Origin of the sequence: Solimonas terrae (genome assembly GCF_011067135.1) — a bacterium.
GTDB classification, from domain to species: domain Bacteria; phylum Pseudomonadota; class Gammaproteobacteria; order Nevskiales; family Nevskiaceae; genus Solimonas; species Solimonas terrae.
Genome location: NZ_JAAMOW010000001.1, coordinates 291,071 through 307,086, shown reverse-complemented (window position 1 = coordinate 307,086; position 16,016 = coordinate 291,071). Strand labels below are relative to the sequence as shown.

Annotated in this window: 15 protein-coding genes; 9 read left to right on the top strand and 6 right to left on the bottom strand. The window is 66.3% G+C overall.

What is annotated here, in order from left to right; all coding sequences use genetic code 11:
- The first annotated feature begins 33 nt into the window (after positions 1 to 33).
- Complete coding sequence (gene lexA / locus G7Y85_RS01285) at positions 34 to 684, top strand: transcriptional repressor LexA (protein WP_166250803.1); 651 nt, start codon at positions 34 to 36, stop codon at positions 682 to 684.
- Between the two features lie 251 nt (positions 685 to 935).
- Here the strand turns inward: lexA and dksA are convergent, their stop codons facing one another.
- Complete coding sequence (gene dksA / locus G7Y85_RS01280; RefSeq protein ID WP_366514894.1) at positions 936 to 1,493, bottom strand: RNA polymerase-binding protein DksA; 558 nt, start codon at positions 1,491 to 1,493, stop codon at positions 936 to 938.
- Between the two features lie 58 nt (positions 1,494 to 1,551).
- Here dksA and G7Y85_RS01275 point away from each other — a divergent pair, with 58 nt between their 5' ends.
- Complete coding sequence (locus G7Y85_RS01275; protein ID WP_166250802.1) at positions 1,552 to 1,815, top strand: hypothetical protein; 264 nt, start codon at positions 1,552 to 1,554, stop codon at positions 1,813 to 1,815.
- 185 nt (positions 1,816 to 2,000) lie between these two features.
- Here the strand turns inward: G7Y85_RS01275 and G7Y85_RS01270 are convergent, their stop codons facing one another.
- The 5 genes from G7Y85_RS01270 to G7Y85_RS01250 form a co-directional block, all read right to left on the bottom strand.
- On the bottom strand, positions 2,001 to 2,309 hold the full coding sequence (locus G7Y85_RS01270; RefSeq protein WP_166250801.1) for a hypothetical protein: 309 nt from the start codon (positions 2,307 to 2,309) through the stop codon (positions 2,001 to 2,003).
- A 105-nt stretch (positions 2,310 to 2,414) separates the two neighbouring features.
- Positions 2,415 to 2,789 (bottom strand): PaaI family thioesterase, encoded by a 375-nt coding sequence (locus G7Y85_RS01265; RefSeq protein WP_166250800.1) that lies wholly within the window; start codon positions 2,787 to 2,789, stop codon positions 2,415 to 2,417.
- Between the two features lie 99 nt (positions 2,790 to 2,888).
- Positions 2,889 to 3,290 carry an SWIB/MDM2 domain-containing protein gene (locus tag G7Y85_RS01260; protein WP_166250799.1) on the bottom strand — a complete coding sequence of 134 codons (402 nt, stop codon included), beginning with the start codon at positions 3,288 to 3,290 and terminating at the stop codon, positions 2,889 to 2,891.
- A gap of 175 nt (positions 3,291 to 3,465) precedes the next feature.
- Positions 3,466 to 4,260, bottom strand: a complete 795-nt coding sequence (locus G7Y85_RS01255; protein WP_166250798.1) for an SDR family NAD(P)-dependent oxidoreductase — start codon at positions 4,258 to 4,260, stop codon at positions 3,466 to 3,468.
- 226 nt (positions 4,261 to 4,486) lie between these two features.
- On the bottom strand, positions 4,487 to 5,554 hold the full coding sequence (locus G7Y85_RS01250) for an AraC family transcriptional regulator (protein WP_166250797.1): 1,068 nt from the start codon (positions 5,552 to 5,554) through the stop codon (positions 4,487 to 4,489).
- A gap of 395 nt (positions 5,555 to 5,949) precedes the next feature.
- On the opposite strand from G7Y85_RS01250, the gene G7Y85_RS01245 reads away from it, so the two are divergent.
- The 7 genes from G7Y85_RS01245 (at position 5,950) to G7Y85_RS01215 (ending at position 15,966) form a co-directional block, all read left to right on the top strand.
- Complete coding sequence (locus tag G7Y85_RS01245; RefSeq protein WP_166250796.1) at positions 5,950 to 7,773, top strand: hydantoinase B/oxoprolinase family protein; 1,824 nt, start codon at positions 5,950 to 5,952, stop codon at positions 7,771 to 7,773.
- A gap of 162 nt (positions 7,774 to 7,935) precedes the next feature.
- Complete coding sequence (locus G7Y85_RS01240) at positions 7,936 to 10,041, top strand: hydantoinase/oxoprolinase family protein (RefSeq protein WP_166250795.1); 2,106 nt, start codon at positions 7,936 to 7,938, stop codon at positions 10,039 to 10,041.
- Positions 10,042 to 10,049: 8 nt separating this feature from the next.
- On the top strand, positions 10,050 to 11,231 hold the full coding sequence (locus tag G7Y85_RS20150; protein WP_166250794.1) for a CaiB/BaiF CoA transferase family protein: 1,182 nt from the start codon (positions 10,050 to 10,052) through the stop codon (positions 11,229 to 11,231).
- Positions 11,228 to 12,427 (top strand): CaiB/BaiF CoA transferase family protein, encoded by a 1,200-nt coding sequence (locus G7Y85_RS20145; RefSeq protein WP_166250793.1) that lies wholly within the window; start codon positions 11,228 to 11,230, stop codon positions 12,425 to 12,427. Before G7Y85_RS20150 ends, G7Y85_RS20145 begins: the two co-directional genes overlap by 4 nt.
- 270 nt (positions 12,428 to 12,697) lie before the next feature.
- Positions 12,698 to 13,717 (top strand): helix-turn-helix domain-containing protein, encoded by a 1,020-nt coding sequence (locus G7Y85_RS01225; protein ID WP_166250792.1) that lies wholly within the window; start codon positions 12,698 to 12,700, stop codon positions 13,715 to 13,717.
- A gap of 24 nt (positions 13,718 to 13,741) precedes the next feature.
- Complete coding sequence (locus G7Y85_RS01220; protein ID WP_166250791.1) at positions 13,742 to 15,058, top strand: cytochrome P450; 1,317 nt, start codon at positions 13,742 to 13,744, stop codon at positions 15,056 to 15,058.
- Between the two features lie 68 nt (positions 15,059 to 15,126).
- Positions 15,127 to 15,966 (top strand): SDR family NAD(P)-dependent oxidoreductase, encoded by an 840-nt coding sequence (locus tag G7Y85_RS01215; protein WP_166250790.1) that lies wholly within the window; start codon positions 15,127 to 15,129, stop codon positions 15,964 to 15,966.
- Positions 15,967 to 16,016 lie beyond the last annotated feature (50 nt).

Genomic DNA, 16,016 nt, shown 5'->3' with positions numbered 1-16,016 from the left:
CACAGTAATCGAACCCGAGGATCATTGCAAGCCATGTCACTGACATCCAGACAGCTCGAAATTCTCAGCTTCATCCAGGAGTGGATACGCGAGCGCGGCTTTCCGCCTTCGCATGGTGATCTTGCCGAACACTTCCGCTTCAACCGCAACGCGGCGCGCGAACATCTGCTGGCACTGGCGCGCAAGGGCGAGATCGAACTGTCGGCGAACGACGCGCGTGGCATCCGTCTGCTGAAGGATTCGGCGCCGCGACAGTTCGAACTGCCGCTGTTCGGCAACATCGCCGCCGGTGCGCCGATCACGGCGCCGGAGAACGCGCAGGAATGGCTGCGCATCGATCCCGATCTGTTCCGGCCGCGCGCGGATTTCCTGCATCGCGTCGACGGCGACTCGATGATCGAGGCCGGCATTCTCAAGGGCGATCTGGTCGGCATTCATCATCAGGCCGAAGCGCGCAACGGCGACATCATTGCCGCCTGCCTGCTCGATCGCCGCACCGGCGAGGAGAGCATCACCCTCAAGCGCTATCGCCGGCGCGGTTCCGAAGTGAGCCTGCTGCCGGAGAATCCACGCTACGAGCCGCTGGTGATCGATCTGAAACGTGACGCCGACGAACAGGAACTGCCGGGCTTTCGCATCGCCGGCATCATGGTCGGGCTGTTCCGGCCGGGTGCGCCCGGCTAGGGCCTGTCAACGCCATGGACGATTGCTGGCGCAACCCGAATGGGGCGGGGACGTTTTGGCGCGGGGCGGCGTTGCCAGCCGCTTGCCTGGCGCGACCAGGCGGCGCGGCTGGCGCCTTGCCCTGCGCCAAAACGACCTCCGCCGCAGCGATTGCCATCGCGTTGACAGGCCCTAGGCAGCCGGCGTTTTGCCGCGGCCAATGAAAAGACCCGCCGACGGCGGGTCATTTTCTTGCGCGGTCGCAACAAGCTTCAGCGATCGCGGAACTGGGCTTCGACGCGCTCGTCCTGGCCTTTGACGTCGACGCAGACGGTCGCTGTCGGCCGCGCCAGCAGGCGCGGAATGCCGATCGGATCGCCGGTCTTTTCGCAGTAGCCGTATTCCTTGGCCTCGATGCGACGCAGCGCTTCGTCGATCTTCTTCAGCAGCAGGGACTCGCGCTCGCGCAGACGCAGGTCGAGCCAGTGCTCTTCTTCGGCGGTGGCGCGGTCGGCCGGATCGGCGAACACTTCGCGCTCATGCAGGCGTTCCTTCACATCCATCTCGCGCTGCAGGACCTCTTCGCGCATCTGGATCAGGCGCGCGCGGAAGAAGTTGAGCTGCGCATCGTCCATGTACTCGTCGTCGGACATGTCGCGGATGTCGTCTTCACTGAGCTGCGTGCCCAGCGGACGCGCGACGCGCTTGGTAGCGGCACGTGCCGGTTTCGGCGCCGCGGCCGGTTTAGCTTTTGCGGCGACGGTCTTCACGGCTGCGGTAGCGGCGGTTGCGACGGCCGCAGGTTTCTGCGGCTTACCCTTGTTTGGCACTTGGACTTTTCCAGCGAGCGGTTTCGCTACTTTCTTGGGGGCGGGACGGGCAGCCGGCTTGGCCGCCGCCGTTTTCTTCTTTGCGGCCGGCGCAGCCTTGGCGGGCTTGCCCTTCAGGGCATTCTGCAGCTTCTTGATCAAGCCGCTCTTGGCCGGCGCAGGCTTCTTGCCCGCGACCACTTTCTTGGCAGCAGGCTTGGCAACGGGCTTCGACTTCACGAGCTTTTTTGCAGGAGCTTTCTTGGCTTTCATCGTCTCTTTATCTATCACGACGCGACGCAAGGTGGGGCGTTATACACTGCTGCCCAAGTGGGGTCAATGATGTTTCCCCTCGTGCGCGGGCGATATTCGCGGCACCGGCGAAGCCCGTGACGGACATCCGCCGGCGGCGCAGCCGACACGCTGGCCGCAAGCCGCTTTCGCGCGGATCGATCAAGTGACCAGTCGATGCCGGCTGCGTGCGGGCGCAGCCTGCAGCGCTGGCGCCGCGAGCGACAGCTGCGGAGTTCAGCGTGCCTTGCTGCTGCGCTTGCGTGCCGTCTTCTTGCGCGCTGTCTTTTTGGGCGCCGCTTGCGGCGCTTTGGCGGCCGTCGTGCGTCGCGGCTTTTTCGCCTTCGGCCGGGGCCCGGGCTGCGGCGCCCTGGTTGCAGCTTTCTCCAGACGATCGAGCCGCGCTTCGAAATCCGCGACGATGCTGGTGACACCTTGCAGCACCACATGCAGTTCGCGGACGGCCTGACGCAGGAAGCGCCAACTCTCGGCCGGCCGGCTCGATGCCTCGACAACCGCCGCCAGCACTTTCTTCAGCTTGTTCACGGATCGCTCCTTGCGCGTTCCCGCCGGGTGGCCGGGCAATGTATCAAGCATCGACCCTTCGATCATCCCGCGCACCGGCTGCCGGCGTATGCAGAGGGCAGGGCGTCAGCGCGCCGGTACATGGCTGGTCGTGACATCGGCGATCAGCCGTCCGTTTTCGCCGCTGACGATGGTCCGCACCACGCTGAGCTGTCGCCCGCGTTTGACGAACACCGAGCGCGCCGAGAACACGCCGTCCTTCTGATTGCCGAGCAAGGCGGCACTGAGATTGATCGCGAGCGGAAAGCCGCTGGTGCCGGGCGACATCCGGGTGCCGCCGAAGGCGAGCACGGTCGCGCAGACGTCGGCGAACCAGAGGATGGCGCCGGCATGGGCCACGCCGAAGGGATTGAGGATGCCGTCCTGCACCGGCATTTCGCCGCGCACTTCCTGATCATCCTGCGACACGATCGTGAAATCGATCGCTCCGGTCACTTGCATGTCTGTGCTCCCGCGTACCTGGAAAGGCGGCGATTTTCACACAGGCAAAAAAAGAGCGGCGCGGGCCGCAAGGCCTGCGCCGCTGCGTCGGACCGGCTATCAGCTGATGTGCTTGCTGACCAGCTTGGTCATTTCGAACATGTTCACGCTGGCCTTGCCGCCGAAAACCTTCTTCAGTTTGTCGTCGGCATTGATCTGGCGCTTGTTCTTCTGGTCCTGCAGATTGTGCTTCTTGATGTAGGCCCAGAGGTTCTTGGTGATCTGGCCGCGCGGAATGGCCTTCGTCCCCACGATCTCCGCGAGCGTCGCGCTCGGCGTCATCGGCTTCATCAGTGCGGCGCTTGGCTTGCGGGCGCTCTTCTTGACAGCCTTCTTCACGACCTTCTTGACCGCCTTCTTCGGAGCGGCCTTCTTCGCTGCAACCTTCTTCACGGGCGCCTTCTTGGCCGCCTTCTTTGCCGGGGCCTTCTTGGCCGCCTTCTTAGCACTCGCCTTTGCCATTAACAGTCTCCACACTGAACGCCCACGGTGGGCGCTGTATCGTAGCGGTAAGTGATGACCGGATGCCAACATTTTTCGAATAAATTTTTCCCTAGGGCCGCCCTAGGGCGGCCGCGGCGGCCGGAAAAGGTCGCTCGCGAGGTCCGGCGAGCGCCCGGCAGCGAGTGACTGCCGCCTACTTCGCAGGGACTCGTTCGGCCATCAAGGCATCGGCCGCGAGGTATTTGGTCGTGGTCCAGCCACCGTCGAGCGCGATGCTCTGGCCATTGATGTAGCTGCCCTGGTCGGACGCGAGGAAGTAGATCGTGTTGGCGACGTCCTGCACCGTGCCTTCCCGATGGAAGGGGGTCATCTCGTGGTTGATGCGCTGGAAGAACGGCGCGTCCCAGTAGTCCCTGGTCATGTCGGTCTTGATCACGCCCGGCGCCACCAGATTCGAACGGATGCCGCTGGCGCCGTACTGCGCCGCGAGCGTCTGCGTGAGACCGACGAGGCCGGCCTTGACCGCGCAATACGCGCCGCCGTCGAGACCGCCGACCAGGCCGAAGGTCGAGCCGACATTGATGATCGAGGCGCCGGACTTCATCACGCCGAGCGCGGCGCGGCAGAAGCGGAACGGCGCCTTCAGGCTGGTTTCGATCACTTCGTCGAGGGTGTCGTCGTCAGTGCCGTGCACCGGCGCCCATTTGCCGGAGCCGGCATTGTTCACCAGGCAGTCCAGCCGGCCGAAGGTCTTGATTGCCATGTCGACCGCGCGTTGACTGGCATCGCGTGCGGTGACATCGACCGCGAGCGTTGCCACCTCGGTCGTTGCCGACAGCTTCTGCGCGAGCTCGGCGAGCTTTTCGGCGCGCCGCGCGACGGCGACGATCCGAAAGCCGCCTTCGGCAAAGCGCAGCGCGACGGCCTCGCCGATGCCGGCGCTGGCACCGGTGATCAGGACCACGGGCTTTTCGGTTTTTCCCACCATTGGCGTTCGCTCCTCGCGTGCTGGCCGGCTCTGGTGCCGACCTGATCGTTGATTGCCGCGAATCTTATCGAGGCCGGGCCGCGGCGAACGCCTGCATTCGGGGAGCCGGGCGGCAGATTGCCGGCGCAGACAGTACGCCGATCATGGGCAGACCAATACAGCGCGTGGGGTTCGACCAGCCGCGGCCGACGGCTGGCGGGCCGGCCTCGCGGCGTAGCCGCGGCGCTCAGGCGGCTCGGGGGCTGTCGAGGTTGCGGCGGTAACGCTGCGGCGTCGAACCGGTCCAGCGCTTGAACGCGCGGCCGAAGCTCGACTGTTCCGAGTAGCCGAGCAGAATCGCGAGTTCGTCGAGCGACAGGCGACCTTCCTGCAGATGCACCTTGGCCAGCTCGATGCGCTGCTTCTCGAGGATGTCGGAAAAGCGCAGGCCGGATTCGCTGAGATTGGCCTGCAGGGTGCGCACCGACGTGCCGAGCCTTTTGGCGCAGCGTTCGATCGAGCAATTGCCGAGCGACAGCGCGCCGCGCACGTAATCCTCGACGCGTTCGACGACCGTGGTCCGCGACGCCGCCTTGACGCGATCGAGATAGCCGCTGAGCAATTTGAACAGCAGGCGGTTGGAGGTGGCGACCGACTGGTTGAGCATGCCGACCGGAAACGCGATCGCGTTCGACGACGCATGCGTGTTCAGCTTGCAGCCGAACTGGTCTTCGATCAGGCCGATGTCGCGGGAGCGCGTGTCGACCGCCAGGTTCACGTACTGCGGCTGGAAGTTGCGACCGCCGATCAGGCGCAGCAGCTTGAGATTGAGCAGCGTCGCCTGGTAGTTGGCCTGGTCGTTCATGCCGAGATTGGTGCGCTCGTCCCAGCGCAGCTCGGCCAGCTCTTCACCTTCGACCAGTTCCAGCATGATCACCGGCGCATGAATCACCGGCATGTAGTCGACGAAGCCGGCGATCGCTTCGCGCACGGTCGACGCCGCACGGCACAGTGCCGCGACGCAGCCATAGACATCCGGGTCCTGGAACTGCGCGAGATGCAGGCCGAACAGCGGGTCGTTGAACGACGTGCTGCAGTACTGCAGGACATCGACCAGCGCCTTGCAGTCGATGTAGGAGTCCGGGTTCTGTACGGCGCGCGGATCGATGTCGTGGCGTTCGAGAATGCGCCGCGGATCTGCGCCCCGGCTGCGGACGAGGTCCGTGAAGCCGTTGAAATTCGCGGTCCGCATCTGCCGATCCACGGGCAGCGAATCGAGCGGTCCTTCCAGGCTGTAGAAAAAAGTGTCGCTCATGTCCTCTCCTCGCTCGCCGGTCTGTGCCGAGCTGGGCAATTGCGATTGATTGTAGAGGCGCAGCCGGCAAATGTCAGGGCGCGGATCGCGGCGTTTCGCAGCGGGTCGTCGGGGCGGCAGCTTTTGCTGCACAGCAGCAACAATAATCAACACTGCTGACAGGCTGGCCGCAGCGGGCAAGCCGGCCCCGGATCGGCCTGCATGCGCACCGGCGGCCGGCGCCGCGAGGCTCGAGACGGCCCGCTTTCCGGCGCGCCGGGCGCTCAGCGATTGTCGAAAGCTTTGCGGGATTTATCGAGATTCCGCTTGCCGATTGGCCGAACATGCGTCAGCGCGGGCGGTCGTGCCGGCCGTGCGCTGGATGAAACCCTCTCCATGCCAGGAGTGATGCCGACATGTCATTCGAGTTGAACAAGAAGCTCGCCGCCAGGCGCGATCCGCTGCCGACGCCGGCATCCGTCGATCCGGTCACGGCCAGCATCATCCGCGGCGCGATGGAAACGGTCTGCTTCGAGGCGGCGACGCATCTCGGTCGCGCCGCGTCGTCGCCGATCATCAACTCTTCGAACGAGCGCAATGCGGCGATCATCGACGCGCATGGCCGGCTTGCCGCCTGCTCGATCGGCACGCCGCACCTGACCTTCGTCTCGCAGCTGACCGTGCGTTACGGCCTGGCGATGTTCAAGGATTTCGACTGGGGGCCGGGCGACGTCTTCGTCGGCAACGATCCCGATTACGGCGGCGGCCATCTGCCGGACTACAACGTCTACGCGCCGGTGTTCGACGACCACGGCGAGCTGGTGCTGATCCAGGCGCTGCAGGCGCATCAGGGTGACACCGGCGGCAAGGACCCGGGCGGCTTCACGCTGGAAGCGACCGACATCTTCACCGAAGGCCTGGCGATTCCCTGCGTCAAGCTCGTGCATCGCGGCGAGAAGCGTCGCGACATCATCAAGATGATCGAGCGCAACAACCGCTTCGCGACCTTCTCCGGCGATCTCGCGGCGATGATCAGCGGCGTGCAGCTCGCCGTCGGCCTGCTGCAGAACGTGATCCGCAAGTGGGGCGCCGATCGCGTCAAGGCCGCGATCAACTACAACATCGAGCACACCGAGAAGCGCCTGCGCGAGGAAGTCGCGAAGTGGCGCGACGGCACGTACTCGGCCGACGTGCTGATCGATCACGACACGCTCGGCACCAAGGACATCAAGGTGCACGTAGCCTGCATCGTCAAGGGCGACCAGCTGACCGTCGACCTGACCGGCACCGACGATCGCCAGAACCTGGTTGGCGTGTGGAACACCTTCGGCAATACGCGCAGCTACATCATGACGCAGATCGCCGCGTCGGTAGACCCCGGCATCATCAAGAACGAGGGCATGTTCAACGGCGTCGAGATGATCATCCCGGAAGGCACGATCGCCCATCCGCCGCCGAACAAGCCGGCCGCGCTCGGCTCTTTCCATCCGGCCTGCGAGATCACCGAGGCGGTCTGCATTGCCCTGTCGCAGGTCGCACCCGACCGCTCGGCCCCGCAGGTCTACAAGATCGGCATGCCGAACGCCGTCATCGGTTTCAGCAAGACCGGCCAGATGTGGATGGACCAGGGTGTCGACGCGCGTTCGATGGACTCGTCGGCGGTGCAGGGTATCGACGGCTGGGGCTCGTCCTGTGTCGGCCTCGGCAACCTGCTGCTGTCGGAAGCCGAGGACGCGGAAAGCCGTTTCCCGATCATCAACGTCAATCGCGAGATGACCAAGGACGCCGAAGGCGCCGGCCAGTGGCGCGGCCTGCCGGGCAGCCTCAACGTCAAGCAGGTGCTGGAGCCGACCTTCGCGATGGCCTGGATGGTGTCGTCCGCGCATCCGCTCAGCGGCCTGTGCGGCGGCGACGATGCCGGTGCCTATGCCAACCACTTCGAGGTCGGCACGCCCAATGAATACAAGATCGACCTGACTGCCCGCGCGCAGCTGCCGGCCGGTGCGGTGATCGCCTACCAGCACGGTGGCGGCGGCGGCTTCGGTCCGGCGCTGCAGCGCGATCCGGAACAGGTCAGGGACGACGTGCTCGACGAGCTCGTCAGCCTCGAGCGTGCGCGCGACAAGTATGGCGTCGTCTTCACCGGCACGGTCGAGGACTACGACCTTGCCGTCGATGTCGCCGCCACGCAGGCGCTGCGCGAGAAGCTGCGCAGCGCGAAGCTGGCTGCGGCCGCCTGAGCTGTTTTCTCCCTCTCCCGCTCGCGGGAGAGGGTCAGGAAAGAGGGCCCGCGCATCGGGCGTTCTTTCCGAACCGAACAGAGACGGCGCGGCGCGCCGCCCTCTCCCGCCCTTCGGGCACCCTCTCCCGCCAGCGGGAGAGGGGAATCAACAGGAATCAGCATGACTTACCGGGTAGGGATCGACATCGGCGGCACGTTCACCGATTTCGCGATGCTCAAGCAGGGCGCGGCGGGCAGCGAGGTCAGGCTCTACAAGAACCTCAGCACGCCGGAGGACCGCTCGCTCGGCGTGATGAGCGGGCTCGCCAAGCTGGCCGAGATGGAGTCGCTGTCGCTCGAGGATTTTCTCGGCCGCTGCGACGCCGTCGTTCACGGCACCACGGTTGCCGACAACACGCTGATCGAGATGAACGGCGCGCTAACCGGCCTGCTGACCACCGAGGGCTTTCGCGACGAGATGGAATACCGCCGCGGGTACAAGGAAAACATCTGGGACGTGCGGCTTGAACCGCCCGCGCAGATCACGCCGCGCCGCCGTCGCCTGACGGTGCCGGAACGCGTGCTGCACGACGGCTCGGTGCACAAGCAACTCGACGAGAACGCCGTGCGCGAAGCCTGCCGGCGCCTGAAGAAGCAGAACGTCGAATCGGTGGCAATCTCGCTGCTGTTCTCGTTCGTCAATCCGGCGCACGAGAAGCGCGTTGCCGAGATCGCCCGCGAGGAATTGCCGGGCGTCGAGATCTCGCTGTCGCATGAAGTGCTGCCGCGTGCGCCGGAGTACGACCGCACCAGCACCACGGTCGTCAACGCCTACGTGGCACCGCGCGTGAACCATTATCTGGAAAAGCTGGTGACACGCGTTCGCGACGGCGGTTACAAGAAGCAGCTGATGGTCATGCAGGCCAGCGGCGGCGTGATGACCAAGCAGTACATCGAGGGCGCGCCGATTCGCGTGCTGGCGTCCGGCCCGGCCGGCGGCGTCGTCGGTTCGGCGCACGTCGGCAGCGCGAAAGGCTGCCCGGACATTCTCTGCGTCGACATGGGCGGCACGTCCTACGACATCTCGGTCGTGCGCAATGGTGCGGCGCCGGCGATCGCCGGCTGGAACATGCATCACCGCTACCTGATCGGCGTGCCGATGGTGCAGGTCGAGACGCTCGGTGCCGGCGGTGGTTCGATCTGCCACGTCGAGAACGGCGAAGTGCGCGTCGGTCCGGCGTCGGCCGGCTCGGTGCCGGGGCCGATCTGCTACGGCCGCGGCGGCACGCAGCCGACCATCACCGACGCCCTGCTGATGCTCGGCATCCTGTCGGCCGAATCCGAGTTCGCCGGCGGCAGCTTCCGCCTGACGAAGGACGGCGTCGTCGAAGCCTTCGCCGCGCTCGGCAAGCAGATGGGCTATGACGCCGAAGCCGCGGCCTTCGACTGCTGGCGCGTCGTCAACGCCAACATGTCCCAAGGCGTGCGGCGCATCACCGCCGGCAAGGGCATCGATCCGCAGGACATGGTGATGCTGGCCTACGGCGGCAACGGCCCGGCGTTCGCGGCGATCCAGGCCGGCGATCTCGGCATCTCGCGCGTGCTGGTGCCGAAGGCCTCGCCGACGTTCTCGGCGCTCGGCACCCTGGTCGCCAATCCGAGCATCGACGAGGAGCGCTCGTACGTCTCGGCCGCCGCGACGCTCGACACCGCCAGGCTCAAGGCGCTGTGGACCGATCTCGGCACGCGCGCCGCGGGCTACTTCAAGGACGCGCACTTCGCGCCGGACGACGTCACCGCGAAGTACCAGATGAACATGCGTTATCCCGGCCAGAACTTCTCGCTGAGCTTCGACATCCACGCCGGCCGCGGCATCGGCGATCTGTCGTTCATCGACGACAACATCGGCCAGCGCGCGATCGAGCTGTTCAACAAGCGGCACATGGAGGAGTACCACCACATCCGCGACGACGAGATGCCGGAAGTGACCGGCGTGCGCCTCGCGACCACGGTGGAGACACCGTCGCCGGTCGTCGCCAGGGGCTTCACGGCAACGAAGGCGCCGGCGCCGGTCGCCGGTACGCGCCGCGCCAATCTCGGCCAGGGCTTCGCGGCAACGCCGATCTACCGCGGCACCGAGCTGAAGTCGGGACACGAAATCACCGGCCCCGGCATCATCGAGGAAACCTTCACGACCATCGTCGTCTATCCGGGCTGGAAGGCGGTCGTCGACGATGCCGGCGACTACGAGTTGAACCGCCTGGCCGACGCCGGCAAGGCGCGCTGAGACCGCCCATGTCTGCGCTGAAGGGATACCGGGTGCTCGAGCTGGCGGACGGCGTCGGCGGCGAATACTGCGGCAAGCTGCTCGCCGACTTCGGCGCCGAAGTGATCAAGATCGAGCGACCCGGCCGCGGCAGCGCGACGCGCGATCTTGCGCCGTTCGCACCCGGCGTCGCCGGCCCGGAGCGCAGCGGCCTGTTCGCGTACCTGAATACCGGCAAGCGTTCGGTGACGCTCGATCTCGACAGCGCCGCGAGCGGCGCGACGCTGGCGCCGCTGCTCGATCGGGTCGATGCCGTGATCGATGATCACCCGGCCGGCTGGCTGGCGGCGATCGGTCTCGATCCCGCGCAGCTCGATACACGGCATCCGGCGCTGGTCTTGTGCACGGTCACGCCGTTCGGACAGTCGGCGCCGCCGGAGCGCCGGCACGCCGAAGACCTCAACGTCATGCACGCCAGCGGCTGGGCCTACCACACGCCGAGCGGTTCGCCGCCCGATGCGCCGCCACTGAAAGGGGCCGGTCGCTTCATGGCCAGTTACGAAGCCGCGCTCGATGCGGCGCTGTGCATCGTCGCCGCGCTGTACGAGCGCGAAACCTCCGGCCGCGGCCGCTTCATCGACATCTCGAAGCAGGAAGTGCTGGCGTCGCGCGTCGACTACGTGCTCGGCCAGATGGTGGCCGGCGACATGGACGTCAGCACCAGCCGCACGAGCTTCGACCTGTTTGGACCGGCCGGCATCTTCGCGTGCCGCGATGGTTACGCCTACATCTGGATGTCGGCGCCGACGCACTGGGACGCGCTGCGCAAGCTGCTCGGCGATCCCGCCTGGATGAACGACTTCCCGGAGCGCTGGCTGGAGCGCGCCTGCACGCCGGAGCGCGTCGCGCAGTGTCGCGAACACATCGCCGCCTGGCTGAAGACCCAGGACAAGGAGGAGGTCGCCGCGCAAGCGCAGCAGCTGGGCCTGACCCTGGTGCCGGTCAACGACGTACGCGACCTGCATGCGTCCGCGCAGTTCGCGTTCCGCGGCTACTTCACCGAGGTCGAGCATCCGCAGCTGCGCCGCGCGCGCTATCCGACCGTGCCGTACCGGCTCGCTGCGACGCCGGCACGGATCGACGCCGCGGCACCGCTGCTCGGCGCGCACACCGACGCCGTGCTGGCGTCGCTGCAGGAGACGGCACGATGAATCTCGCATCGCGCGGCGGTCCGCTGCAGGGCGTGCGCGTCCTCGAACTGACCAAGGTCTGGGCCGGGCCTTATGCCGGCAAGCTGCTGGGCTTTCTCGGCGCCGAGGTGATCCGCGTCGAGAGCGAAGGCTCGCTCGACGTGACGCGCTCGTTCGGCGTCGCCGACATCAACAAGGCGCCGGGTTTTCGCGCGGTCAATCCGCAGAAGCTCAGCGTGCAGATCGACATGAAGACCGGCGAGGGCATCGCCCTGATTCTCGATCTGCTCAAGCACTGCGACGTGCTGATCGAGAACCTGCGGCCGGGCGCGGTAAAGCGCCTCGGCCTCGGCTATGACGCCGTGAAAGCCGTCAAGCCGGACATCGTCTACGTGTCGATGGGCATGTACGGCAGCGAAGGGCCGCTCAGTTACCAGACCGGTTACGCGCCGTGCTTCGCCGCGCTCGGCGGCGTCAGCGCCCTGGTCGGTCGCGACGGCGAACCGCCGGCGGGCATGAACGTCCGCTATGCCGATTCGACCTTCGGCACCGCCGCCGCCTACGCGGCCGCCGTCGCGCTGCTGCACCGGCGGCGCAGCGGTGAAGGCCAGTTCATCGACGTCTCCGCCGTCGAGTGCATGACCAGCATGATCGGCGATGCGGTGATGCAGCACGCGCTCGACGGCAGCGTGCCGGGCAGCGATGCCAACCGCCACGCCGACATGGCGCCGCACGGCGCCTATCCGTGCCGCGACGGCGAGTGGATCAGCATCGCCGTGTCGTCGGACGCCGCATGGCAGCAGCTCGCTGCCGCAATGCAGCAAGCGGACTTGTCGACGCGCTTCCCGACGCTCGCCGAGCGCAAGGCAAACGAGGCCGAACTCGATCGCATGCTCGCCGCGTGGACCGCCGGCCACGACGCCGCGGCCCTGGCCGAACAGCTGCAGCAATGCGGAGTCGCGGCTGCGAAGAGCGCCAGTTCGGTCGATCTGGTCTCGGACCCGCATCTGTGGGCGCGCGGCTTCTTCCGCGAGGTGAACGACGGTGAAGGTGGCAGCCGGCCGATCGTCGGTCCGCCGTGGGCGATGACGCGCGGCGCCGAGATCCGCGACGGCGCGCCGCGCCTCGGCGAGCACAACGCCTACGTGTTCGGTGAGATTCTCGGGCTTTCCGAAGACGCGCAGCGCGAGCTGGTGGAGCGCAGCATCGCGCGTTGAGTCCGCGTCCGGAATCGGTGGAAAAGGCCCTGAGGTGTCGTCTTCGTCCGGGGCCGACCGACAGGGCAAGCGGAGCGGCCGCCGGCGATGCGCGAAATGTATATGGGGCCGCACAAAATGCGGGGACGTGTCCGGACCCCGTCGCTAAGATTCGGGCAGCTTGAGATTTTGGGACCACCGCGTCCGGGCCGCGTGCCACGGCTCGAACTGCCGGCAGAAGTCGGCGCGGCGCGGTGACCCGGGCGTAACGATCAAGTCGGAGGAGAAGAGGTGACCGAAACACTTTTTGCATTCGACAAGCGCAACTATCGCGATTGCCAGAACACGTTCCGCGGCGCCAAGAACCAGGAATACTATCTCGGCGACTATTCGATCGAAGCCGGCTCGGTGATCGACGTCCGCGCCGAGCGCAAGGCCGTCGGCTCCTGCTCGATCATCCGCCTGCGTTCGCAGACGCGACTGTTCTTCAAGCGTGCCTGGCAACACATTCGCGAAGACGCGACCGACGTGGTCGTGCTCTGGTTCGTCAAGCGCGGGCGCCTGTGCATCTCGCACCAGTCCGGCTACAGCGTGGTCAAGGCCGGCGACTTCGCGATCACCAAGTCGATGACGCCGTTCGCGGTCGAGTGCCAGCCCGATGAACAGTCGGTGCATGAGGTGCTGCATGTGATCGTGCCTTCGCACATCTTCCGCCGCTTCGTCGTGCAGGACGTCCGCACCGGCTTCTGCACGCCGGCCGAGGGCCGCGAATTCGCGATCGCCGAGCGCATCCTCACCGACATCTTCGAGGATGCCGGCGAGCTCAAGGAGCATGTCGTGCAGATCCTCGTCGACAGCGCGCTGTCGGTGCTGAGCGACGCGATCAAGAGCCGCGACGCCGCCGTGCCGGCGCGCCAGAGCCTGTCGGACAAGCGTTTGCAGGACGTGCTGCGCTACATCGAGATTCACCTGTCGGATCCGAAGCTGAGCATCGCCACGGTCGCCAAGGGCTGCGGCATCTCGCCGCGCTACCTGTCGTTCCTGCTGAGCCTGCACGGCACGCCGTTCTCGACGCTGGTCTGGGAAAGCCGCCTGAAGATCGCCGGCCAGTGGCTGAGCTCGTCGAAGCCGAGCGAAGCGTCGATCAGCGAGATTGCCTACCGCGTCGGCTTCAAGAGCTCGGCGCATTTCAGCCGCATGTTCAAGCGGGCGTTCAGCGTCAGCCCGCGCCAGTACCGCATGGCGGGCGGCTCGGCACCGACCGCCGTGCGCGATATCGGCGCCGCCGGCAGCGTTGCACTGCCACACTAGTGATTTCCAGGACGAGGTTCGACGATGGGTTCGAGTGACGCGGAAAAGCAGGCAAGCGGTTGCCCGGTGGCAGGACACGGCATCTCGCTCGATACGGTTTCGCTCGCCGATCCGAAGATCCTTGCGCGCCCGAACGCCTTCTACCAGGCGATGCGCAGCCAGGACCCGGTGCACTACGACCCGCAGCTGAAGATGTATCTGGTGTCGCGTTACGACGACATCGTCACCGTGCTGCGCGATCCGCTGACCTACTCGGACAAGCACGGTTACGCCGCGCAGTACGCGAGCGGCTACTTCGAGGAGTTCAAGCAGATTCTCGAGCGCGACGGTGGCGGCTTCTTCACCGATGCAATCAAGGACGATCCGCCGGCCCACACCCGCGTGCGGCGCCTGCTCGACAAGGCCTTCACGGCGCATCGCGTCGCGACCCTCGAACCGGCCATCACCCGGGTCATCGTCGGCTTCATCGAAAAGCTGGCCGACAAGGCCGCCAAGGGCGAGGTCGTCGACGGCGTCAAGGAATTCGCGATCCCGCTGACCATCTCGATCATCTGCGAGCAGATGGGCATCGGCCAGTTCAATGCCGACAAGATCCAGCGCTGGTCCGGCGCTGTCACCGCGCAGATCGGCCGCATGCAGAACCGCGAGCAGATGCTCGAGAACGCCGCGCAGATCTGCGAGCTGCAGAATTTCATCATCGCCAAGATGAAGGAACGCGAGGCCCAGCCGAGCGAGGACATGCTCTCCGATCTGGTGCACGCCACGCTCGAGGACGGCAGCAAGCTGAGCTTCGCCGAGGCCGTGTCGCTGGTGCGCGCGATGATCATCGCCGGCAACGACACCACGGCCACCGCGATCGGCAATCTGCTGTACACGCTGGCGACGCAGCCGGAAGTCGCGCAGACCTTGCGCGATTCGGTCGACGACGACCGCCTGCTGAACCGCTTCGTCGAGGAACTGCTGCGCATCGCGCCGCCGGTTCGCGGTCTTGCGAAAATGACCACGCGCGAGGTCGAGCTGGGTGGCCAGAAGCTGCCCAAGGACGCGCATCTGCTGGTGCTGTACGCGTCCGGCAATGATGACGAACAGCACTTCGAATGCCCGCGCAACTTCGATCTGAACCGCGGCAATCTGGGCCGCCACGTCGCGTTCGGCGTCGGCGTGCATCGCTGTGTCGGCGCCTCGCTGGCGCGCATGGAGATCAAGGTCGCGGCGCGCGAATTCGTGCGGCGCATCGGCGAGATCAAGCTGGCGATTCCGGTCGAGGAGCTTCCGTATCTGCAGTCGGTCGCCACCCATACCATCGAGCGTCTGCCGCTGATCCTGTCGCGACGCGCCTGAGCGACACCAGAATGCGCCGGTCCGCGCGCTTGCGGACATATGGCATCGAGGCATCAACGGAGAACCGCGTGCATCAGGATTTGTCCGGCCAGGTTGCGATCGTCACCGGCGGCACCGGCGGCATCGGCCGCGCGACGGCGGAGCTGTTCGTCAAACACGGCGCCAGGGTGGTCATTGCCGATATCGACACCGAGGCCGGTGATGCGCTGGCGGCAAAGCTCGGCCCGGCGGCGTTGTTCAAGCGTACCGACGTGTCGCAGATGGACGAGGTTCGCGCGCTGGTCGACTTCGCGGTCAGCCGCTTCGGCGGCCTGCACGTCATGTTCAACAACGCCGGCATCTCCGGCGCCCAGCATCCGCGTTTTCTCGACGACGACCTGCAGGACTTCCAGCGCGTCATCGGCATCAACCTGTTCGGCGTGATGGCCGGCAGCCAGTGCGCGGCGCGACACATGGCGCAGAACGGCGGCGGCGTGATCATCAACAACGCCTCGATCGCCGGCCTGCTGCCGGGTCAGGCGCTGATGAGCTATCGCGCCAGCAAGGCGGCCGTGATCATGTTCACCAAGTCGACCGCGATCGACTTCGCCGAATACAACATCCGCGTCAATGTGCTCGCGCCCGGTCACATCCGCACGCCGCTGACCGCGTATGCCGAGCCGGGCGTCAGCAGCGAAGTCGCCGAGCGCATTCGCGTTGCGGTCGGTGCCGCGTTCGACGTCAATCAGCCGCTCAAGCGCACCGGCCGTCCGGAAGACGTCGCCGAGGTGGTGCTGTTCCTCGCCAGCGATCGCGCCGCGCAGATCACCGGCGTCGTGCTGCCGGTCGATGGCGGCATCACGGCCGGCGATCCGGTCAATCACCTGCGCGAGATCCAGGCGGCACGCGCCCGGGCGCTGGCGGGCTGACCGACCCGGAAATTTTCGAGAAATGCAATGCAAGCTGCTGATCCGTATCC

What these genes read in the sequence shown, in the direction of transcription:
- lexA (WP_166250803.1), top strand. Translation starts at nt 34, where the DNA reads ATGTCACTGACATCCAGACAGCTCGAAATTCTCAGCTTCATCCAGGAG.
- G7Y85_RS01265 (WP_166250800.1), bottom strand. Translation starts at nt 2,789, where the DNA reads ATGCAAGTGACCGGAGCGATCGATTTCACGATCGTGTCGCAGGATGAT.
- G7Y85_RS01260 (WP_166250799.1), bottom strand. Translation starts at nt 3,290, where the DNA reads ATGGCAAAGGCGAGTGCTAAGAAGGCGGCCAAGAAGGCCCCGGCAAAG.
- G7Y85_RS01255 (WP_166250798.1), bottom strand. Translation starts at nt 4,260, where the DNA reads ATGGTGGGAAAAACCGAAAAGCCCGTGGTCCTGATCACCGGTGCCAGC.
- G7Y85_RS01250 (WP_166250797.1), bottom strand. Translation starts at nt 5,554, where the DNA reads ATGAGCGACACTTTTTTCTACAGCCTGGAAGGACCGCTCGATTCGCTG.
- G7Y85_RS01245 (WP_166250796.1), top strand. Translation starts at nt 5,950, where the DNA reads ATGTCATTCGAGTTGAACAAGAAGCTCGCCGCCAGGCGCGATCCGCTG.
- G7Y85_RS01240 (WP_166250795.1), top strand. Translation starts at nt 7,936, where the DNA reads ATGACTTACCGGGTAGGGATCGACATCGGCGGCACGTTCACCGATTTC.
- G7Y85_RS20150 (WP_166250794.1), top strand. Translation starts at nt 10,050, where the DNA reads ATGTCTGCGCTGAAGGGATACCGGGTGCTCGAGCTGGCGGACGGCGTC.
- G7Y85_RS20145 (WP_166250793.1), top strand. Translation starts at nt 11,228, where the DNA reads ATGAATCTCGCATCGCGCGGCGGTCCGCTGCAGGGCGTGCGCGTCCTC.
- G7Y85_RS01220 (WP_166250791.1), top strand. Translation starts at nt 13,742, where the DNA reads ATGGGTTCGAGTGACGCGGAAAAGCAGGCAAGCGGTTGCCCGGTGGCA.